Annotated in this window: 18 protein-coding genes; 10 read left to right on the top strand and 8 right to left on the bottom strand. The window is 69.7% G+C overall.

The annotated features are described in order from the left end of the window. Nucleotides 1-591 carry a 16S rRNA (guanine(966)-N(2))-methyltransferase RsmD gene (rsmD, locus tag AC5RVZ_RS17555; RefSeq protein ID WP_494067058.1) on the top strand — a complete coding sequence of 197 codons (591 nt, stop codon included), beginning with the start codon at nucleotides 1-3 and terminating at the stop codon, nucleotides 589-591. On the opposite strand, the gene AC5RVZ_RS17550 is transcribed toward rsmD, so the two are convergent. Both AC5RVZ_RS17550 and AC5RVZ_RS17545 read right to left on the bottom strand, forming a co-directional pair. Continuing rightward, nucleotides 574-1,344 (bottom strand): spermidine synthase, encoded by a 771-nt coding sequence (locus AC5RVZ_RS17550; protein ID WP_494067057.1) that lies wholly within the window; start codon nucleotides 1,342-1,344, stop codon nucleotides 574-576. The two genes, rsmD and AC5RVZ_RS17550, sit on opposite strands and share 18 nt — an antisense overlap. A gap of 3 nt (nucleotides 1,345-1,347) precedes the next feature. Beyond that, nucleotides 1,348-2,589 carry an aminotransferase class I/II-fold pyridoxal phosphate-dependent enzyme gene (locus tag AC5RVZ_RS17545; RefSeq protein WP_494067056.1) on the bottom strand — a complete coding sequence of 414 codons (1,242 nt, stop codon included), beginning with the start codon at nucleotides 2,587-2,589 and terminating at the stop codon, nucleotides 1,348-1,350. Nucleotides 2,590-2,652: 63 nt separating this feature from the next. Here AC5RVZ_RS17545 and coaD point away from each other — a divergent pair, with 63 nt between their 5' ends. The 6 genes from coaD to mutM all read left to right on the top strand — a co-directional run bounded on the left by coaD (nucleotide 2,653) and on the right by mutM (nucleotide 6,735). Then, entirely contained in the window at nucleotides 2,653-3,135 is a 483-nt protein-coding gene (gene coaD, locus AC5RVZ_RS17540; RefSeq protein ID WP_494067055.1) for a pantetheine-phosphate adenylyltransferase, read from the top strand. 59 nt (nucleotides 3,136-3,194) lie between these two features. Beyond that, nucleotides 3,195-4,127, top strand: a complete 933-nt coding sequence (gene galU / locus AC5RVZ_RS17535; protein ID WP_494067054.1) for a UTP--glucose-1-phosphate uridylyltransferase GalU — start codon at nucleotides 3,195-3,197, stop codon at nucleotides 4,125-4,127. 119 nt (nucleotides 4,128-4,246) lie between these two features. After that, nucleotides 4,247-4,810 carry a YceD family protein gene (locus AC5RVZ_RS17530; protein ID WP_494067053.1) on the top strand — a complete coding sequence of 188 codons (564 nt, stop codon included), beginning with the start codon at nucleotides 4,247-4,249 and terminating at the stop codon, nucleotides 4,808-4,810. Nucleotides 4,811-4,812: 2 nt separating this feature from the next. Beyond that, the gene (gene rpmF, locus AC5RVZ_RS17525) at nucleotides 4,813-5,016 is read left to right on the top strand and encodes a 50S ribosomal protein L32 (RefSeq protein WP_127511582.1); all 204 of its coding nucleotides are present in this window, start codon (nucleotides 4,813-4,815) and stop codon (nucleotides 5,014-5,016) included. A gap of 11 nt (nucleotides 5,017-5,027) precedes the next feature. Then, nucleotides 5,028-5,747, top strand: a complete 720-nt coding sequence (gene rnc / locus AC5RVZ_RS17520; RefSeq protein WP_494067052.1) for a ribonuclease III — start codon at nucleotides 5,028-5,030, stop codon at nucleotides 5,745-5,747. Beyond that, on the top strand, nucleotides 5,740-6,735 hold the full coding sequence (mutM, locus tag AC5RVZ_RS17515) for a bifunctional DNA-formamidopyrimidine glycosylase/DNA-(apurinic or apyrimidinic site) lyase (RefSeq protein WP_494067051.1): 996 nt from the start codon (nucleotides 5,740-5,742) through the stop codon (nucleotides 6,733-6,735). The genes rnc and mutM overlap by 8 nt, the downstream gene beginning before the upstream one ends. A gap of 4 nt (nucleotides 6,736-6,739) precedes the next feature. Here mutM and AC5RVZ_RS17510 read toward each other — a convergent pair whose 3' ends face one another. From AC5RVZ_RS17510 to AC5RVZ_RS17485, 6 genes are all read right to left on the bottom strand, one after another. After that, nucleotides 6,740-7,555, bottom strand: a complete 816-nt coding sequence (locus tag AC5RVZ_RS17510; protein WP_494067050.1) for a serine hydrolase domain-containing protein — start codon at nucleotides 7,553-7,555, stop codon at nucleotides 6,740-6,742. Nucleotides 7,556-7,564: 9 nt separating this feature from the next. After that, nucleotides 7,565-8,530, bottom strand: a complete 966-nt coding sequence (locus AC5RVZ_RS17505) for an NAD-dependent epimerase/dehydratase family protein (RefSeq protein ID WP_494067548.1) — start codon at nucleotides 8,528-8,530, stop codon at nucleotides 7,565-7,567. 44 nt (nucleotides 8,531-8,574) lie between these two features. Then, on the bottom strand, nucleotides 8,575-11,217 hold the full coding sequence (locus AC5RVZ_RS17500; protein WP_494067049.1) for an alpha/beta fold hydrolase: 2,643 nt from the start codon (nucleotides 11,215-11,217) through the stop codon (nucleotides 8,575-8,577). Further along, the gene (locus AC5RVZ_RS17495; protein ID WP_494067048.1) at nucleotides 11,211-12,236 is read right to left on the bottom strand and encodes a 3-oxoacyl-ACP synthase III; all 1,026 of its coding nucleotides are present in this window, start codon (nucleotides 12,234-12,236) and stop codon (nucleotides 11,211-11,213) included. The genes AC5RVZ_RS17500 and AC5RVZ_RS17495 overlap by 7 nt, the downstream gene beginning before the upstream one ends. A 128-nt stretch (nucleotides 12,237-12,364) precedes the next feature. Beyond that, nucleotides 12,365-13,762 (bottom strand): hypothetical protein, encoded by a 1,398-nt coding sequence (locus AC5RVZ_RS17490; protein ID WP_494067047.1) that lies wholly within the window; start codon nucleotides 13,760-13,762, stop codon nucleotides 12,365-12,367. Between the two features lie 155 nt (nucleotides 13,763-13,917). Beyond that, entirely contained in the window at nucleotides 13,918-14,928 is a 1,011-nt protein-coding gene (locus tag AC5RVZ_RS17485) for a glycosyltransferase (protein ID WP_494067046.1), read from the bottom strand. A gap of 214 nt (nucleotides 14,929-15,142) precedes the next feature. Between AC5RVZ_RS17485 and smc the strand changes: the two genes are divergently transcribed. The 3 genes from smc to AC5RVZ_RS17470 are packed head-to-tail and all read left to right on the top strand — an operon-like array spanning nucleotide 15,143 to nucleotide 20,248. Continuing rightward, nucleotides 15,143-18,754, top strand: a complete 3,612-nt coding sequence (gene smc, locus AC5RVZ_RS17480; protein WP_494067045.1) for a chromosome segregation protein SMC — start codon at nucleotides 15,143-15,145, stop codon at nucleotides 18,752-18,754. Nucleotides 18,755-18,773: 19 nt separating this feature from the next. After that, nucleotides 18,774-19,550: an alpha/beta fold hydrolase gene (locus AC5RVZ_RS17475; RefSeq protein ID WP_494067044.1), complete on the top strand. Its 777-nt coding sequence runs from the start codon at nucleotides 18,774-18,776 to the stop codon at nucleotides 19,548-19,550. Continuing rightward, nucleotides 19,547-20,248: an esterase/lipase family protein gene (locus AC5RVZ_RS17470; protein WP_494067043.1), complete on the top strand. Its 702-nt coding sequence runs from the start codon at nucleotides 19,547-19,549 to the stop codon at nucleotides 20,246-20,248. Before AC5RVZ_RS17475 ends, AC5RVZ_RS17470 begins: the two co-directional genes overlap by 4 nt. Nucleotides 20,249-20,268: the final 20 nt, after the last annotated feature.

The following is a 20,268-nucleotide window of genomic DNA, read 5'->3' as shown; positions in this document are numbered from 1 at the left end:
GTGAGCCGCATCGTGGCCGGCGTGGCCGGGGGACTGACCCTGGCCAGCGTGCCGGGGGAGAACACCCGGCCGACGACGGACCGGGTCAAGGAGGCGCTGTTTTCCCGGCTGGAGTCCTACGACGTGGTGGCCGGCGCCCGGGTGCTGGACCTCTTCGCCGGCTCCGGGGCGCTGGGAGTCGAGACCGCCAGCCGCGGCGCCGCCACGGTGGACCTGGTCGAAGCAGCCGATAAAGCCGCGGGGGTGTGCCGCCGCAACGCCGAGCTGGTCAACGGCAAGCTGGGCCGGAAAACGGCCAAGGTGCACCGCATGAAGGCGGAGCGGTTCCTCGAGGACCTGCCGCCGGGGCACCATTGGGACCTGGTGCTGATGGACCCGCCGTACCCGCTGGCCGAGGACGCGCTCGCCGGCATCCTCGCCTCCTTGTCCGGATTCCTCGCCGACGGCGCGGTCGTCGTCGTCGAACGCTCTTCGCGGTCACCCGAACCAGGATGGCCCGAAGGCCTCGTCCGGTTCGCCGTCCGGAAGTACGGCGAGACCCAGCTCTGGTTCGCCGAACCTGCGGCGGACCCGTCAGCTGCGGGCGAATGAATCGAGCTCCGGGCCGGTGAGGACGGCGGCCGGGTGCGGGCCCGCCGCCAGCAGGGCGGCCGACCATTCCGGCGGCCACGAACCGTTGCGGGCGGCCAGGACGATGTTGCCCGCCCTTCGGCTGCCGAACATGCCGGCCTCGCCCAGCGCCGCCACCGAACCGGCGACCGACGCGAGCTCGGCGATCTGCCGCTTGGCGAACGCCAGCGGCGGATCGTCTCCGACGTTGACCAGCAGCACCCCGTCCGGTTCCAATGCCTCCAGCATCTCCTGGTAGAAGTCCGCCGTGGTCAGGTGCTCCGGGGCATCGTCGCCTGCGAAAACATCCAGCACGATCACGTCGAAGGTGCCCTCGATGTCTCCGAAGGCCAGTTCATGCCGCGCATCGCCGAAGTGGACCGTTAGCTCCGTGCCGTCGGGCATGGGAAGGTGCTCGAGGACGAAGTCCAGCAGCTCCCGCTCCAGCTCGACGGCGACCTGCCGCGAACCGGGCCGGGTGGCCTGCACATACCGGGCCAGCGTCAGGGCCCCGGCGCCCAGGTGGAGGCAACGCAGCGGGACCCCTGCATCGCCCGCCAGGTCGACGACGTTGGCGATCCGGCGCAGGTATTCGTAGAACACGTCGTCGGGATGCCGCAGGTTGACGTGCGATTGCTCCGCGCCGCCTATGCTCAGGACGTAGGACCCCGGCACCCGGTCGTCCTTGTCGATGCCGGCGTGGAGGCCGCTGCCGCGCAGGTAGCGTTCGGCCACGGCTCAGATCCTGTCCGGCAGGGAGGCGAGGCGTTGCGCGGCGTCCTGCAGGACCTCGGTCCGCTTGCAGAATGCGAAGCGCAGCAGCGAGCGGGTGCGCTCGGCGCCCTCGGGGTGGCAGAAGACCGGCACCGGGATGGCGGCCACGCCGATCAGCCCGGGCAGCCGGCGGGCCAGGTCGAGTGAGTCGGTGATCCCCAGCGGCGCCGTGTCCACGTTGACGAAATAGGTGCCCTGCGGTGTGAAGACATCGAAGCCGGCCTGCCGCAATCCGTCGCTGAGCAGGTCCCGCTTGGCCTTCAGGCCGGCGGCGATCCCGCCGTAAAACGAGTCCGGCAGCCCCAGTCCCGCCGCCACCGCGTCCTGGAACGGTGCGCCTGAGCTGTACGTGAGGAACTGCTTTACCGTGCGGACGGCTGCGACGAGGTCCGCCGGGCCGGAGAGCCAGCCGACCTTCCAGCCGGTGAACGAAAACGTCTTGCCGGCCGACGAGATGGTGAGCGTCCGCTCGGCGGCTCCCGGCAGGGTGGCTATGGGGATGTGCGGTGCATCGAAGGTCAGGTGCTCGTAGACCTCGTCGGTGACGATCAGCGCGTCGTAGCGCTCGGCCAGCTCGACGATGCGCAACAGGGCCTCGCGGGAGAAAACGCTGCCCATCGGATTGTGCGGGTTGTTGACCAGGACCATGCGGGTGCGCTCCGAGAAGGCCGCTTCGAGTGAGTCGAGGTCCGGCTGGAAATCGGGTGCGAGGAGCGGGGCCGTGGTGTGCCGGGCTCCGGCCAGGCCGATGATCGCCCCGTACGCGTCGTAAAAGGGCTCGAACGTCAGCACTTCGTCGCCCGGTCCGGTCAGGGCCAGCAGCGTCGCGGCCAGCGCCTCGGTGGCTCCGGTCGTGACGATGATCTCGGTTTCCGGGTCCGGTGACAGGCCGTAGAACCGCTGCTGGTTGGCGGCAATGGCGCTGCGCAGTGTGAGTGTTCCCTTGCCCGGAGCATACTGGTTGGCTCCGCCGCGGATGGCGTCGATGGCGGCGGCGGCGATTTCCGCCGGGCCGTCCTCGTCGGGAAATCCCTGCCCCAGATTGATGGCGCCGGTCCGCGCGGCGAGGGTCGTCATTTCCTCGAAGATGGTGAGGCCGAGGCCGCCGTCGTCGCCGAGGAGGTTCGATCCTGCCGCCGTCCGCTGCCACGGCGCCGGAACGCCGGCCCGCCGGCCGTGGACGAGTTGCCGCATAGCTGTGCTCATGACTCCCAGTATTACCACCGAAGCGTGGTGCACCGCCCGCCCGGATCGACTAGATTCGACTCTATGCGCCGTGCCGTCTGCCCAGGATCCTATGACCCGCTCCACAAAGGCCACGTGGAAATCATTGCCCGTGCCGCCAGCATGTACGACGAGGTCATCGTCGCCGTCTCGACGAACTATGCCAAGAAATACCGCTTCAGCTTGGACGAGCGGCTGACCATGGCCCGCGAGACGCTCTCCTACCTCCGCGGCGTGAGCGTTGAAGCGATGGGTGAAGGCCTGCTGGCCGAGTACTGCCGCAGCCACGGCGCCGGCGTCATCGTCAAGGGCCTGCGCTCGTCGCAGGACTACCACTACGAACTGCCGATGGCCCACATGAACCGGCACCTGGCCGGCATCGAGACGGTTTTCCTCGCCGCGGAGAGCAGCTACACGCACCTGTCGTCGACCTTGATCAAGGAAATTGCCGCGCTGGGCGGGGATATCTCGGAGTTCGTGCCGAAGGCCGTGCTCGCCGGTTTCCGCGCCGCGGAGCAGCCCCGGTAGGCCTGCCCGGATCGCTGCCGGCGGTTGCGGCGGGGCCCGCGTTTGCTAACGTTTGACCCATGCCTCAAGCTCAATCCGTACGAAAAGCCGTTCTGCCCGCCGCCGGGCTGGGGACCAGGTTCCTGCCGGCCACCAAGGCCATGCCGAAGGAAATGCTGCCCGTCGTCGACAAGCCGGCCATCCAATATGTCGTCGAAGAAGCGACGCGCGCCGGCTTGGACGACGTCCTGATGATCACCGGGCGCAACAAGCGGTCCCTCGAGGACCACTTCGACCGGGTCCCGTTTATCGAGCAAACCCTGGCGGACAAGGGCGACGACGACAAGCTGGCCGCGGTGCGGGAATCTTCCCAGTTGGCCGACATCCATTACCTGCGCCAGGGCGACCCCAAGGGGCTCGGGCACGCCGTTCTCTGCGCCAGGCAGCATGTGGGCAACGAGCCCTTCGCCGTCTTACTGGGCGATGACCTGATCGACGAGCGCGACGAGCTGCTCACGGAGATGATCGCGGTCCAGCAGGCGACCGGCGGCTCCGTCATTGCCCTGATGGAAGTCGATCCGGAAGCGATCAGCGCCTACGGGTGCGCGGACATCAGCCGCATCGACGGCGCGGCCCACGTGAAGGTGAACGGCCTGGTGGAAAAGCCCGCCGCCGCCGAGGCGCCGTCGAACCTGGCCGTGATCGGCCGTTATGTCCTGCATCCCGCGGTCTTCGACGTGCTGGAGGAGACCCCGCCGGGCCGCGGCGGAGAAATACAGCTGACGGATGCGCTGCAGGTGCTGGCCGGCTCCGAGGAGGCCGGCGGCGGGGTTTATGCCGTGGTCTTCAAGGGTCGCCGCTACGACACCGGCGACAAGCTCAGCTACCTCAAGGCCGTCGTCTCCCTGGCCACGGAGCGCGAGGACCTGGGACCCGAGTTGCGTTCCTGGATCGTGGACCTGGCAGCACGGATCCAGGCCGAGAGGCCGTTGGAGCTCGCCGGACGGGACTGACGGCCGCGTAGCGCCGCCGGTTTGGGCCCGCGGGAGATCCGGGCTAAGATGATACGTCGGTCGTATGTTCTTTAGGAGTTCTCAGTACTGTGGTCTTGAACCATGATCAAAGTTCGGCCTTGACCCTTGCGGTCAAGGACCTCGGGCGCAGCCCGGGCACCATGCGGACTCTTGAAGAACGTATCGCTGCACCGAAGGATTTCGGGGCAGCACTCATTGGCGTTCAGGAAGGCTCCGACATGGAGTTGGACCTGAAGCTTGAGGCCGTGCACGAGGGAATCCTGGTTTCCGGCACCGTTTCCGTGGCTGTCACGGGCGAGTGCGGGCGTTGCCTGGATCCCATCGCGTACGACCTCGACGTCAAGGTGCAGGAACTCTTCTACTACGAGGAAGCTGAACTCCTCGAGGAAGAAGAACAGGACGAACAGCGGCGGGTTGAGCGCGATCTGATCGATCTCGAACCGGCGCTGCGGGACGCAGTGGTGACCGCCCTGCCGTTCCAGCCGGTGTGCCGGGAAGACTGCCAAGGCTTGTGCCCGGAATGCGGGATGCGCCTTGAAGAGGATCCGGGTCACCACCATGAGGTCGTGGATCCTCGCTGGGCAGCCCTTGCCGGGTTGGCCGGTACGGCCGCCGACGAGGCGTCCGAAAGTAAAGAGTCAGACGAGAGAGAAGAGAGTTAGCCGTGGCTGTTCCCAAGCGGAAGATGTCCCGCTCGAATACGCGCGCACGCCGGTCCCAGTGGAAGGCCACTGCGCCCAACCTGGTCAAGACCGTTGAGAACGGCCGTGTCACCTACAGCCTGCCGCACCAGGCCAAGGTTGTCACCGACTCGGCAGGCACCGCGCTGTTCCTTGAGTACAAGGGCCGCAAGGTAGCCGACGCGTAACAACGTCCGGTATGCCTTCAACTGAAGAGCTTTTGGAGCGTCTCGGCGTTGATATCGACGCCGAGACGCTCCGTCTTGCTTTAACCCACCGTTCCTACGCCTACGAGCACGGCGGACTGCCGACCAACGAGCGCCTGGAATTCCTCGGCGACTCGATCCTGGGCTTTTCCGTGACCGACGCGCTGTACCGGGACAACCCGGACCTGCCCGAGGGCGAATTGGCCAAGCGGCGCTCCGCCGTCGTCTCCACCCGCGCGCTGGCCGGCATCGCGCGCAGCCTGGACGTCGGCCGGCACGTGCTGCTCGGGCAGGGCGAAAAGCTCACTAACGGGGCCGACAAGTCATCGATCCTGGCCGACACGATGGAGGCCCTCTTCGGCGCCGCCTACCTGTGCCAGGGCATCGAAACGGCGCGCCAGCTGGTGATGCGCCTCGTCGGGCCGCTCCTCGCGGACGCCGACGCCTTGGGCGCGGGCACGGACTGGAAGACCAGCATCCAGGAGTTGGCCGCCGCCCGGAAGATGGGCACCGTGACCTACCGGGTGGAGGGATCGGGCCCGGACCACGCCCGGACCTTCGTGGCCACGCTGCTGATCGGCACCACCGAATACGGTCGCGGCACCGGACATTCCAAGAAGGAAGCCGAGCAGGAAGCCGCCGCCACCACGTGGCGGGCGCTGCGTGCCTCGCTGCCCGCATCGGTGACGGAGACCGCCGACTCCGATGCCTGAACTGCCTGAGGTGGAGGTTGTCCGCCGCGGGCTCGCCCAGTGGGTCCGCGGGCGGACGATCACCGGAGTGGACGTCCTCGACGAGCGTTCCATCCGGCGCCACGCCCTCGGAGCCGACGACCTGCGCGGCAACCTCATCGGCGCCCAGGTGGCCGACGTGGCCCGGCGCGGGAAATTCCTCTGGATGCCGCTGCTGGAGACCACGCCGGCCCCTTCGCCGCACCCGGCCGCCGTTGAGGCCGTGCCCGACGAGCCCAAACTCGCCCTGATGGCACACCTCGGCATGAGCGGGCAACTGCTGGTCGAAGACAGCGGGCAGCCCGACGAGAAGCACCTGAAGGTCCGGTTGACGCTCGGTCCGGCCGGCGGGCCCGATGGCCCGCCGATGCCGGCCGAGCTGCGCTTCGTGGACCAGCGGATTTTCGGCGGCATGTTCCTGGCGGACCTGATGCCCACCCCCGACGGCCATGCCGGCGGCATGTCCGAGACCGGCCTGCCGCTGATCCCGGTCGAGGCCTCGCACATCGCCCGCGACCCGCTCGACCCCGCGTTCTCCTTCGAGGCGTTCTACCAGCGCCTGCGTGCCCGCAAGACCGGCATCAAGCGCGCCATCCTGGATCAGGCCCTGGTCTCCGGCATCGGCAACATCTATGCCGACGAAGCCCTGTGGGCCGCGAAGCTGCACTACGCCCGCCCGACCGACACCCTGCGCCGCAAGGAAGCGGAGCGGCTGCTCAGCGCGTGCCGGGACGTCATGGGCAGGGCGCTCGACGCCGGCGGCACCAGCTTCGATTCCCTCTACGTGAACGTCAACGGCGCCTCCGGGTACTTCGAACGGTCGCTGAACGCCTACGGCCGGGAGGGCGAACCCTGCCACCGCTGCGGCGACCTGGGGCTGTCCACGAAGATCCGCAGGGACACCTTCATGAACCGGTCGTCCTACACCTGCCCGGCCTGCCAGCCGAGGCCCCGGAACGGCCGCTGGTAACGGGCTACCGTCCCAGCTCCGCCAGCACCGCGTCCGTGTAGGCGGGCCACGCGTCGGCGGCCCAGGGCCCGAAGTCGCGGTCGGTGAGCGCGATGCAGGCGGCGCCGGCGTCCGGATCCACCCAGAGGAAGGTGCCGGACTGGCCGAAGTGGCCGAACGTTTTCGGCGAGCTCTTGCTGCCGGTCCAGTGCGGCTCCTTGTGGGCGCGGATCTCGAAGCCCAGGCCCCAGTCGTTGCCCTGCTGGCGGCCGAACCCCGGCAGGACGCCGGCCAGGCCCGGGTAGGCCACCTGCGTCGCTTCCTGCACCGTGGCGGCGGCCAGCAGCGACGGCCGCTGGAGTTCGGCGGCGAAGCGGGACAGGTCGTTGGACGTGGAGGTCGCCCCGGCCGCGGGGGAGCCGTTGAGGCTGGTGTCCTTCATGCCGAGGGGAACGAGAACGCCTTCGCGCAGGTAGTCCGCGAAGGCCATGCCCGCGGCGGCCTCGAGCGTCTCGCCGAGCACCTCGAAGCCGGTGTTGGAGTAGAGCCGCCGGTCGCCGGGGGCGAACCTGACGGTGCGGTCGCCGAAGTCGTAGCCGGCGCTGTGCGCCAGCAGGTGGCGGACGGTGGCGCCCTCGGGGCCCGCCGCCTGGTCCAGTTCCAGCGCGCCTTCCTCCACGGCCAGCAGCACCGCATAGGCGCTGAGCAGCTTGGTCACGGACGCCAGCGGGAAGCGCCGCTGCTGGTCGCCATGTGAGGCAACGACGGCGCCGTCTGCCCCGACGACGGCGGTGGCCGCGTTGTCCACCGGCCAGGATTCGATCAGCTTCACGCTTTCCAATGCTTGCTCCTACCTCGTCGTTCCGCCGTAGTGGGCTGCCAGCCGTCGCAGCCCTTCTTCAATGCTGACCTCGGGCACCCAGTCCAGCACCTCGTGGGTGCGGCGCTGGTCGAACCAGTGCGCGGTCGACAGCTGCTCCGCCAGGAAGCGCGTCATGGGCGGTTCGTCGCGGACCAGCCCGCGGGCTCCGGCGGCCGTCCAGGCCCGTTCGATAACGGAGCCGGCACCGCGGGCCAGCCAGCCGGGAACCGACCAGGCGGGCGCCTTCACGCCGGCGGCCCGGCAGATGCCGGCGATCAGTTCGCCGACCGGCCGGGGCTGGCCGTTGGTGATCACCAGGGCCTGGCCGTGGGCGTGGTCCATCCGTTCGAGCGCACGGACAATCGCGGCCGCGGCGTTGTCGATATAGGTGGTGTCGATCAGGGCGGCGCCGTTGTCCAGCAGCGGCAGCCGGCCGGCCCTGGCCCGCGCAATGACGCGTTCCACCAGCTGGGTGTCGCCGGGGCCCCAGACGATGTGGGGGCGCACGGCGGCGACCCGGAAGCCGGGGGAGTCCGCGGCCAGCGCGAGCAGTTCGGCGGCGGCCTTGGACCGGGCGTAGTTGCCGCGGGCCCGGTCCGGGTCCGCCGACCCCGCGCCGGCGCCGGCAATCGCCTCGCCGACATGCGCGACCGAGGGGGAGGACACGAACACCACGTCGCGCACGCCGGCGGACCTCGCCGCCTCGAGCAGGGTGCGCGTGCCGTCGATGTTGGTGGCGACGAACTCGCTCCACGGGCCGGTGAAGGAAACTTTCGCGGCCAGGTGGATGACGGCGTCGACTCCCTCGACGGCCCGGGCGACGGCGCCGGCGTCCGTCAGCGAACCGAGGACGGTCCCGACGGCGGAGCCGACGCCGGCGGCGGGGCGGCGCTGGAAGGTGCGGACGCCGTGGCCCTCCGCCAGCAGCAGCCGGGCCACGGCGGCGCCGAGCATCCCGCTGGCACCGGTGACGAGGACGGTCCGGGTTTCGGCGGCGCTCACGGTGTGGTGATCCGTCCGCCGGCCAGCGCCTTGCCGGCCCACTGGGCCAGGCCGGCGCGGTCGATCTTGGAGTTGTGCCGGATGTCGGTGGGCAGCTCGGGCAGCACCAGGACGGCGGCCAGCTCCAGGCCCGTGGCGCGGGCGACGGCGGTGCGCACCTCATCGCCGAGTGCGTACGGCGCGGTGTCCGGCTTCGAGGACGGCGGCACGGTCTCCAGCACCGCGACCGGGACCTGGGCGCCCGCGGGACCGACGCCGACGACGGCGGCCAGCCGGACGCCGTCGTGCGTTTCCGCGGCCTGCTCGGCGGCCACCGGGGTGGCGACGCCGTTCGCCGTGGTGATGATGTGTGCCAGCCGGCCCTCGACCCACAGGCGCCCGTGGGCGTCGAGGTGGCCCACATCGCCGGTGCGGTGCCAGCCGGGCACGGACGCGCTGTGCCGCTGCGTGATCCAGAGCCGGTCGTACCGGTCCTTGACGTGCGGGGCGCTTACGAGGATCTCCCCGGTGACGTTGGGGTCGGTGGTGGGGAGCTCCGCCACGCTGCCGTCCGGGGCCAGCGCCGCGATGGCCACCGTGGCCCCCGCCACCGGGGTGCCGACGCAGACGCCGTTTCCGAAACCGGCCGCGCGGATTTCCGCCAGGCTGATGTCCGTCACGGGCAGCGCCTCGGTCATGCCGTAGGGGGTGTGCAGCTGGGCCGACGGCATCAGCGACTGCATCTTGGCCAGCAGCGGTTCGGGGATCGGCGCGCCGGCCGAGAGCAGCAGCTTCACGTCGGCGAGGGCCACCCGGTGTTCGTCCGTGAGGCCGTCGGCGGTGGCGAGCACGTTCGCGAGGGCGGCGGGCGAGGCGAAGACGGCGGTGGCGCCGACCGCCGCGGCAGCATCGGCCAGGGCCGCGGCGGTGAGCGTCTTGGGCGCGGTGACGTCCATGTCCGGGGTCACCGAGGTGGCGCCCAGTGCCGGGCCCAGCAGGGCGAACGGCGCGAAGCCGGCCACCAGCGAGGTGCCGGCTTCCAGCCCGTAGGTGTCCTTGAGGGTGTCCCGCATGGCGGCCAGCCGGCGGTGCGTATAGACGACGCCCTTCGCCGGTCCGGTGGAGCCGGAGGTGAAGAGGATGGCGGCGTCGTCGTCGGGCCCGGGGGCGGCGCTCCCGGCGCGGCCGCCGGCCGGGGTAGCGGCAGAGGCGGCGGCGGATTCGAGCAGTTCGGGTACGGTGTGGGCGACGCCGTAGAGCCTGCGCTTGGCCCCGCCGATTTCGGTCACGCTGATCCGCTCGCCCGGCCAGCCGAACAGCCGCGCGGCCGCGAAGGCACGTTCGATGCCGATGATGAACCGGGGACCGGCGCCCTTGATGGCACGGCTCAGGCCGGCGGGTCCCAGCCCGGCGTCGGCCACCACGATGACGGCGCCGAGCTTCAGGCAGGCGTAGATCAGGCTGGTCAGTTCGATGCCGGGCGGCACCAGCAGGTTGACTCGGTCGCCTGCCCGCACGCCGATCCCGGCCAGGCCGTCGGCGAGCAGGTCCACCTGGCCGGCGAGCTCGGCCCAGGACAGCGTCCGCTTTCCTGCCGCCGCGGCGCCCAGCGGGGCCATGTCGACGACGGCGGGGGAGTCGTCGTTCCGGCGTTCGTCGAGTTCGGCGAGCATGGAGCGGAAGGGAGCCGCGACGCGGGGCTCTTGGGCGGCGGCCGCGTGCCCGCCGCCGGCCACGGCGGCGTCGAGCCAGGTGAAAACGGGGCCGGCGATGTCGCGGTCTTCGGGGAGCAGATGTCCGGCGCCTTCGAAGCGGTGCACGTCGGCCTGCGGCAGCCGGTCCAGCAGGTCGCTCAGGTAGCGGTCGGAGAACACCGGGTCCTTGGGGCCCCACAGGATCAGCGCCGGAACGTCCAGGCCGCGGATGCCCTCGGCCACCCCGTTCAGCGCCTCCCAGCTGGGCGCGGCCTCGTCGGCCGGGATGTCGGCCACGAAGTTGCCCACCCCGGTGCGGCGGGCCGCGTGCCGGTAGGGGGCCATGAACGCGGCCCTGACGTCCTTCGCCAACGGAGGATGCGCCAAGGCGTGCGTGACGCGCAGGAAGGCGGCCGACGTCGTCGTGCCCCAGCGGTGCACGGCGGGGTGCAGCGCCAGTTTGAGCGGGGCGGGCAGCCCGAAGCCGGCGGGGTGGACGGCGGTGTTGGTCAGGACGATGCCGGCGAGCTGATCGCGGTGCCGGGTGGCCCAGCCCAGCGAGATCACGCCGCCCCAGTCGTGTCCGACGGTGACGACGGGCCCGGTGATGCCCAGTCCGGCGGTCAGGTCGCCCAGGTCGGTGATCCGGTCCTCGAGCCGGCGGAAGCTGCCGGTGCGTTCGGAGAAACCCATGTCCAGCTGGTCGACGGCGACCACGCGCCACGGCGCCGCGGCGTCACCGGCGGCGTCCAGCAGGCTGCGCCACAAGTAGGACCAGGTGGGGTTGCCGTGTACACACAGCAGCGTGCCAACCGGCTCGATGCCGCGTTCGGCCAGTTGCGGGCCGTTGTCCAGAAGGTGCCAGGCGTGCGCGCTGCCGGCCGGGTCCACGGCGGCGGTGGACGGGACGCGGACGCGGCGGGACCAGGCCGGGTCGACGCCCGGCCAGAGGGGGGTGTCTACCACGCAATCTCCATCATGGTGGTGTTCAGGCCGGAGCCCACGCCCATGCAGAGCACGCGGTCGCCGCTGCCCAGGGTCTGGGCCTCCTGGGCGAGGGTCATCGGCAGCGACGCCGGCCCCACGTTGCCCCACTTCGGGAAGGTGATCGGCACGCGCTCGCGGACCAGGTTGACGGCCTTGATGATCGCGTTGGTATACGAGGTGGAGACCTGGTGTGTGACGTACCGGTCCATGGCGGTCCAGTTCCAGCCGTCGCGGTGGGCCTCGTGCCAGGCGTTGACCACCAGTTCCAGCCCGTTCTCCAGCAGGCCCTTGGTGTCCGTGAACATGCCCGCGGGCCCGCCGACGCACAGCTCGTGGTGTTCGGTGCCGGCGCGGGAGACGCCGCCGAGGATCCGGTGCGAGCCGGGGTGGGCGTCGGCGGGGCCGATCACGGCCGCGGCGGCCCCGCACCCCAACGTCAGCGTGGCGAATTCGCGCAGGTAGTCGGCGCGGGTGGAATCCGGGTGGTTCAGCCGCTCGAAGGTGGTTTCCTGGGTCGGCTGCGCGTCCTCGCCCGCGACGATCAGCGCGTACTTGATCTGCCCGGAATCGATCATGTTGGCGGCCAGGGTTATTCCGTTGACGAAGCCCAGGCAGGCGTTGGCCAGGTCGAAGTTCATGGCCGACGACGGCAGGCCCAGCCCGTGGTGGATTTTCACCGCGACGGACGGCTCGAGGTTCTTGCGGGTGACGGAGGTGTTGATCAGCAGGCCGATCTGGCCCGGCTCGACGCCGGCCTCGGCGAGTGCCTTGGCGCCGGCCTCGATGGCGGCGTCGTCGAATGATGAACCGGGCGACCACCAGCGGCGTTCGGTCACGCCGGCAACACGTTCCAGCAGCTTCCGGGAGAGCTTCAGGCGCTTCAGGCTGGGAGCCAGCCGGTCGTCGAAGTCGGCGGAAGTGACGGCTACCGGGGCCTCCACGCTGGAGACGGCCAGCAGCGCCGTGTTGTCATGTCGAAACGTCGCGTTACCGATCAATATCCAGCCTTTATTCGTCTTCGGGGACGGTCACCTGTAAACGGAAAATCCCCCATTGGTACCCGAACTCTTAACTATGCACCCCGAACCAGCGTTCCGCACATGCAGAGAAGGGCATGCGTGTGTGGTCATTGTCTCTCCGGCTGCCTGTCCCCGTGCCTCGGATCGCCTTGCACACGTTGCTCAGGGGCGCTAAAGCGCGATCCGGGGGGCCGTTCGGATCCGCCTGGCTGCGGGCCGGAATCTCTTGCAATTCCCTTGTTGTTTAAGCGGCGGTCCGCCAGGAAGAGCACCCCGGCAAGCGTGCAGGCGACGGCGGGCCAATAGCTGTAGCGGTAGTCGGCTGCCGGGACGATGGGGAAGTATCCCACCAGGTAGAGGAGCGCCGACCAGCCCAGGGCGGCGACCTGCGGCCCCAGGTACCGTGCCTTGGGGAGTGCCACGATCAGCGCTATCGAGGCGGCGAGCCAAAACCAGGCCTTAAAAAACCAGGGAAAAGTCTTCAGCCCCAACTCAACGACGTAGTCATAGAGAATGTTGTCCGCCTTCGACGGCTCCACGCGGTACTCGGCGGGGACGACCTCCGCGCCGGTACCGACGAATTCCAGCTTGCTGGTGAAGAGGAACCGGGCGTAGGTCTCGGCGCGGTAGTACAGGTAGCGGGCCGGATGCGTCACCACTTCATCAATCCACAGGTCCCGGACCTCCGACTGATAGGCGATCGGTTCAAAGGATTTGCCGGTTGCCCCGCGGCCGTAGCACTTCCAATAAGCATCCCAAATAGCTTCTTCAGCCTGGCATTTTTCGCGGGCGGCAAGCAGTTTGTCTTCCAGTTCCCGGGGGATATCCGCATCCCGTATTTCTTCGGCGGGCACGGTGAAGATGATGTCGTCGAGGAAGACTTGGGATAGCTGGCCGGTGGCTTTGGGCTGGAATGCGGCGTTGAACGCCGCGCCCGTGCCCAGCATCAACACCAGGAACGCCACGGCGGCCATGACATATCCGCCCTGCAAGCGTTGGCGGTTGGCTGTCAGCCGTCTGCGCCGCGTCGGGGATGCGTTGCGCCAGGCCCGGTAGAGGAGGAAGACGAGGGGAAGGATCGCAAAGAACGCGTTTTTTCGAACCATCGCCCCGTACAGCAGGAACAACAGCGACAGGGCGAGCAACGGATACCGGAGCCTGGGGAAGCGCTCGGCGAGCAGGATGAGGACGGTCCCGCTAAAGAACGCGATCATCATGTGCACGTCCTTCCACATCACGCCCAGGAACGTGATGGTGAACGGCAGCAACGGAATCGCGAGGGCGAGCGAAGACATGAGCCGGCTGCGGGTGAGATCGTGAAGGTAGATGGCCAGCAGCAGCGCGGCGATGAACGTCAAGCAGATTTGCATCAGAACCAGGGAGCCGACTTCGCCGGTCAGCTGGTACAAGCCTGTCCAGCCGACGGTCATGACGGCGGGGTGCCAGTCGTCCAGCGGAATCAGGCCGAGGACCTGCTTGAGCTGATGGGCGGAATCATTCGTCATGCGCCCGGGGTGGTTCGCCACCCACAGAAAGGCCGTGGCCAGGAAAGCGGCGGCGCCCAAGACTGTAAGCCACCGGTAGTCCGCCGCAGTCCAAGCGGTGCGCACACCCCTCGGGCCGCCGGCCCGGGCACGGGGGGAACGGGCCGATGAACCGCTCACGTGTTCGTCCCGTTCAGACGCGCGTGGGCCGGGTCCGCCCCCGCCCCGCCTGCATCCTGCCGGTGCTGCGGCGGCTCCAGACGCAGGTATGCCAGGCGCGCTGCTTCATGCCGTCCCCGCTTCAAGCCGTCGAGGATGATGCCGATACAACCCACCAGAACCGCCAGGCCCATCACGGCCGCAGCCAGGATCGCCGTCGGGAAGCGGGGCACCAGGCCGGTCTGGAAGAACTCGGCGACCACGGGCACCCCCAACCCCAGCGAAACCAGCGCCAACACTGCGGCGATGATGCCGTGGAAGAGGGCCGGCCGTTCATGGCGGACGAGCTGGAAGATGAGGGACAGGATTTTGAAGCCGTCCGAATAGGTATTGAGCTTGCTTTCGCTCCCCTCGGGCCTTTGGCGGAATCCGACCTCGACCTCGGCCTGCGGCAGCCGCAGGGACGTGACGTGCACCGTGAATTCGGTCTCGATTTCGAATTCCTTGGACACGGCGGGGAATGACTTGACGAAGCGGCGCGAAAAGACGCGATATCCCGACAACATGTCCGAAACCTGGGATCGGAAGAGGACGCTGACAACCCGGTTGAACATCCGGTTCCCCATGGCGTGCCCCGGGCGGTACGATCCGGTTTCTGCCGTGTCGGCACGAACACCGAGCACATGATCGTAGGGTCCGTCCAGCAGGGCGTCGATCAGGCGTGGCAGGTCCGCTGCCTCGTACGTGTCGTCGCCGTCGATCGTGACGTAGATATCGGCGTCAATATCCGCAAACGCCCGCCGGATGACGTTGCCCTTGCCCTTGCGCGTTTCCGTCCGGACGATGGCGCCGGCGGCCCGCGCCAGCTCGGCGGTCCGGTCGGAACTGTTGTTGTCGTAGACATAGACCGTTATCCCCGGGACTGCGAGCCTCAGGTCCCGGATTACGGTGGTGACTGTCTGTTCTTCGTTGTGGCAGGGGACAATGGCGGCAATGCGCTGCCCTGGATGACGGGCTGGATCTGACACGGGCGAAAGCACTCCTAACCGGACGTGGCCTGGCCTTTAGGGTAGTTCTCCGTGGCCCTTATACAAGGTTGCCACCCCGCCCGCCGGGATGGCCGCACCTGCACACGCCGGCCGCTCCACACGTTTGCCACCGCGACAAGCCCGTCGTGCCCGTGTATCCGCGGCGGGCACGGTAGATTGAGGCAAGGAAAACGTCCGCCGCGGGAGACACAACGTGCATCTTAAATCTCTGACTGTGCGGGGCTTTAAGTCTTTTGCGTCGGCGACGACCTTCGACTTCGAGCCCGGCGTCACCGCCGTGGTCGGTCCGAACGGGTCGGGAAAGTCCAACGTGGTGGACGCCCTCGCCTGGGTGATGGGGGAGCAGGGCGTCAAGACGCTGCGCGGCGGCAAGATGGAGGACGTCATCTTCGCCGGCACGGCGGGCCGCCCGCCGCTGGGCCGGGCGCACGTGTCGCTGACCATCGACAATTCCGACGGCGCCCTGCCGATCGAATACTCCGAAGTCACCATCTCCCGCACCCTGTTCCGCACGGGCGGCTCCGAATACGCCATCAACGGCAGCAGCTGCCGGCTGCTGGACATCCAGGAACTGCTCTCCGACTCCGGGCTGGGCCGGGAGATGCACGTGATCGTCGGCCAGGGGCAGCTGGACAAGGTGCTGCACGCGACGCCGGAGGACCGCCGGGGCTTCGTGGAGGAAGCCGCCGGCATCCTCAAGCACCGGCGCCGCAAGGAAAAAACGGTGCGGAAGCTGGAGTCCATGCAGGCCAACCTGCAGCGGCTGACCGACCTCACCGGCGAGATCCGCCGGCAGCTGACACCGCTGGGCAAGCAGGCCGAGGTGGCCCGCCGGGCCCAGCAGGTCCAGTTCGAGGTACGCGATGCCCGCGCCCGGCTGCTCGCCGACGAGCTGCTGGAGCTGAGCACCTCCCTGGCCCAGGAAGTGGCGGACGAGGCCGCGCTGAAGACCCGGCAGGCCGAGGTGGAGAAGACCCTGGAGTCCGGGCGCCGGCGCCTGGCCGAGCTGGAGCGGCTCGCGGCCGAAGCCACTCCGGAGCTCAACGCCGCGCGCGAGCGCTGCTACCAGCTCTCGTCCACCCGCGAACGCTTCCGCGCCCTCGCCAGCCTCGCCAACGAACGACGGCGGCTGCTCGGCTCCGCCGACCGGGAACCGGACGGCGGGCGGGACCCGGAGGTCCTGGAACAGCAGGCGGCCGAGGTCCGCGAGGAGCAGGCCGAGCTGGAGTTCGAGCTCGAGGACCGCCGGGCCGCGCTCGACGACGCGATCGAAGGCCGCGCCGCCGCCGAGCGGGCTGCCGAGGACGAGGAGAAGCGGCTGACCGGCATCCTTCGTGCCGCAGCCGACCGGCGCGAGGGACTGGCCAGGCTGGCCGGCCAGGTGGGGGCAGCCAGGTCCCGGGTGGAGTCCGCCGAGGCCGAGCTGGGCCGGCTCCGCGCCTCGATCGGCGAGGGCGAGGAACGCCGGCGCCAGGCGCAGGCCGAATTCGCCGCGCTTGAGTCGCAGGTAGCCGGGGTGGAAGAAGGCGAAGAAGGGCTGGACGCCGCGTACGAGGACGCCAGCGACGAGCTCGCCGAGATCGAGGCGGAGCTGGAGCGGCTGCGGGCCGACGAACGCGAGGCCGAACGCGAACGCGACGCCCTCGCCGCGCGCAAGGAGGCGCTGGAAGTCGGGCTGAACCGGCGGGACGGCAGCGAGGTGCTGCTGGCCTCCGGCACCGAGGGCGTGCTGGCCCCGCTGGCGGACCTGATTACGGTGGAGCCCGGCTACGAGGCGGCGATTGCGGCAGCCCTGGGGCCGCTGGCCGAAGCCGTCGCCGTCGCGGACCCGGACGCCGCCGTCCGGGCGCTGGAACTGATGAAGGCCGACGACGCCGGCCAGGTGGACCTCCTCATCGCCGGCACCGCGGTGCCGGAGGTCGAAAGCGCAGGCGGCAGGGCGGAGCTCCCGGACGGCGCGATCCCCGCGGCCGGCCTGGTCCAGGCCAAGCGGGGCGTCGAAGGAACGGTCCGCACGCTGCTGGGCTCCGCCGTCGTCGTGGCCGACCTCCCGATGGCGGCAGGGGTCATCGCGGCCGACCCGGCGCTGACCGCCGTCACCCGCGACGGGGATATTTTCACCGCCTGCTCGGCGCGCGGCGGGTCCGCCGGCGGCCCCAGCCTGCTGGAGGTCCAGGCTGCGGTGGACGAGACCATGCAGAGGCTCGAAGCGGCCACGGCCCGGGCCGAGCGAACCAAGTTCGCGATCGCCGGCGCCACCTCGCGCCGCGACGAGGCCAGGCTGCGGGCAGAGGCCGCCCTTGAGCAGCTGCACGAATCCGACGCCCGGCTGGCCGCGGTCGCCGAACGCTTGGGGCAGCTGGGCTCGGGGCTGCGCTCGGCCACCGGGGAGAGCGAACGGCTGGCCAAGCTGGTGGAGGCCGCCGAGGCGAACATCGTCACCGAACAGCAGAAGCTGGCGGACATCACCGCGCGGCTGGCCGCGGCACAGGCCGCCGAGGATGCCCCGGCCGACGCCGAACCGTCCACCGAACAGCGCGACGCGCTCGCCGCGGCGGCCGCCCGGGCACGCCAGGTGGAAATGGAGGCGCGGCTGGCGCTGCGCTCGGGCGAGGAGCAGCTGACGGCCATCGGCAACCGGGCGGCCTCGCTGGAACGGGCCGCCGCCACCGAACGGCACGCCCGGGCGCAGGCTGCCGAGCGCGCCCGCAAGCGCCGGCTCCAGGCCGCCAAGGCCGCCGCCGTCGCACAGGGCGCCCGGGAGGCTCTGGCTTGGCTGGACGTCTCGGTGGACCTCGCCGAACGGGAACGGGACGAGGCCGAGGAGGTGCGCGCGGCGTGGGAGGCTGAGCTGTCCACGGTGCGCTCGTCGACAGACGCGCTCGCCGCCGAACTGCGCGACCTGACGGACACGGTCCACCGCGACGAGCTGGCCCGGGCCCAGCAGCAGCTGAAGATCGAGGCCCTGCAGACCCGGTCCATCGAGGAGCTGGGCCTGACCCCCGACCACCTGATCGCCGAGTACGGGCCGGACCAGCCGGTACCGGTCGCCACCGCGGCGTCCAACGACAAGTGGGCGGCGCTGCGGGCCCCGGTGGACGAGGACGGAAACGCCGTCGCCGAGGGTGTGCCGTTCGTGCGCGAGGAGCAGCAGAAGCGGCTTAAGAAAGCGGAGCGCGACCTGGCCGCGCTGGGCAAGGTCAACCCGCTGGCGCTGGAGGAGTTCGCGGCGCTGGAGGAACGCCACCAGTTCCTGAGCACCCAGCTGGAGGACCTCAAGGCCACCCGCAAGGACTTGCTGGAGATCATCAAGGAAGTCGACGAGCGGGTGGAACAGGTCTTCACCGAGGCCTACCGGGACACGGCCGTGCAGTTCGAGCGGGTGTTCGGCCGGCTCTTTCCGGGCGGCGAGGGCCGGCTCGTGCTCACCGACCCGGAGGACATGCTCAACACGGGCATCGACGTGGAAGCCAGGCCGGCCGGCAAGAAGATCAAACGCCTGTCGCTGCTCTCCGGCGGCGAGCGCTCGCTGACCGCGGTGGCCCTGCTGGTGGCGATCTTCAAGGCCCGGCCGTCCCCGTTCTATGTGATGGACGAGGTGGAAGCGGCGCTGGACGACACCAACCTGGGCCGGCTGATCACCATTTTCGAGGAGCTGCGCGAATCCAGCCAGCTGATCGTCATCACCCACCAAAAGCGCACTATGGAAGTGGCCGACGCGTTGTACGGTGTGACGATGCGCGGCGACGGCGTGACCACCGTCATCTCGCAGCGGCTGGAACATGCAAAGGCCTTGGTCGACTGAGGCAGGAAGGCAGGCAATAGTGGCGACAATCCCGGGCGAAACCCCCCGGTTGCTGACCATCGACGGATGCGAGGTCCGCATCCGGACCGTCGGCTCCGGGCCCACGGACTTCGTGCTGGTACACGGCATCGGCGTCTCCGGACGCTACTTCGAACCCCTCGCGGCTGAACTGGCCCGGCACGGAACGGTACACCTGGTCGATTTGCCCGGGCACGGCGGAACCGCCAAACCGGAACGCGCACTGGGGCTGGTGGACTTCGCCGGGCTGGTCGACGCGGCCATGGACCGGCTGGGCGTCGGCCCCGCCGTGCTGGTCGGCCACTCGATGGGCTGCCAGGTCGTCGTGGAGATGGCGTTGCACCACCCGCACACCGCTTCCGCGCTGGTGCTGCTGGCGCCGACGGCGAACCGCCGCGAGCGCACGGCCTGGCAGCACGGCCTCCGGCTGCTCCAAGACGGGTTCCGGGAACCGCTGACCGTGGACATGATCGAGGCCACCGACTATCTTCGCTGCGGGCCGCGCTGGTTCCTGAAGACACTGCCGGCCATGCTCGACCAAAAGCTGGAGCAGCGGATCGCCGGGGTGCAGGTGCCGGTGCGCATCGTCCGCGGCGACCGGGACCCGATCGTGCCGCTGGACTGGTGCCGCGAACTGGCCGATGCCTGCCCGGACGCCACAGTGGACAGCATCCCCGGCGAGGCGCACGTGATGATGTTCCGTTCGCCCGGTCCCGTGGCCCGGCTGTGCCTGGCCACGGCCGGATTCGACGATGCTGCCGTCATAGACCGGCAATGAACAGTCTGCTCCCTCGACTGCGGCTGGGCCGGGCCTGGCTGCTGGACTACGCCTACATCGGCCGCCAGCAGGTCCGCGGACTCTTCGACCGGACCGGCCCGGCGCGTTACCGGGAGGCCGGAACCCGCGCGGCGGACCCCGTCGTCGTACTTCCGGGCATCTACGAGTCCTGGAAGTTCATGCGCCCGCTGATCGAGCACGTCCACGGGCGCGGGCATCCGGTGCACGTGATCGAGCCGCTGGGCTACAACGTGGGCAGCGTCGAGCGGATGGCCGGGCTGGTCGCCGACTACCTGCGCGGGCAGGACCTGGACAACGTGACCATCATCGCGCACAGCAAGGGCGGACTGATCGGCAAATACGTGATGACGGGCGCGGAGTCCGGGGCGCGGGTGAAGCGCATGGTGGCGATCGGAACGCCGTTTTCCGGGTCCCGCTACGCGTCCTTCGCGGTGACGCCGATGGTCCGGGCGTTCGCGCCGAACAACCGCGTCCTGCGGCGGCTGCTGGCCAACCTGGAGGTCAACCACCGGATCGTGTCCGTCTACAGCGCGTTCGACCCGCACATTCCGGGCGGCTGCCGGCTCGACGGCGCAACCAACATCAGGCTCGAGACCAGCGGGCACTTCAAGATCATTGCCGAGGACCGCGTCCGGGAAATCATCGACCGGGTGCTGGACGGCGCGGCGCCGGAATAACCGGCCCGGTCATAACCGGT

Source organism: Arthrobacter sp. Cza30 (genome assembly GCF_059090765.1).
Note: the sequence above shows the minus strand (reverse complement) of the source record. Positions and strands in the feature narration are given on the sequence as shown.

Bases quoted from the DNA above. Each gene is read 5' to 3' on its own strand.
- AC5RVZ_RS17545 (WP_494067056.1), bottom strand. From the start codon at position 2,589: ATGAGCACAGCTATGCGGCAACTCGTCCACGGCCGGCGGGCCGGCGTT.
- coaD (WP_494067055.1), top strand. From the start codon at position 2,653: ATGCGCCGTGCCGTCTGCCCAGGATCCTATGACCCGCTCCACAAAGGC.
- galU (WP_494067054.1), top strand. From the start codon at position 3,195: ATGCCTCAAGCTCAATCCGTACGAAAAGCCGTTCTGCCCGCCGCCGGG.
- rnc (WP_494067052.1), top strand. From the start codon at position 5,028: ATGCCTTCAACTGAAGAGCTTTTGGAGCGTCTCGGCGTTGATATCGAC.
- mutM (WP_494067051.1), top strand. From the start codon at position 5,740: ATGCCTGAACTGCCTGAGGTGGAGGTTGTCCGCCGCGGGCTCGCCCAG.
- AC5RVZ_RS17505 (WP_494067548.1), bottom strand. From the start codon at position 8,530: ATGCTCGGCGCCGCCGTGGCCCGGCTGCTGCTGGCGGAGGGCCACGGC.
- AC5RVZ_RS17490 (WP_494067047.1), bottom strand. From the start codon at position 13,762: ATGACGAATGATTCCGCCCATCAGCTCAAGCAGGTCCTCGGCCTGATT.
- AC5RVZ_RS17470 (WP_494067043.1), top strand. From the start codon at position 19,547: ATGAACAGTCTGCTCCCTCGACTGCGGCTGGGCCGGGCCTGGCTGCTG.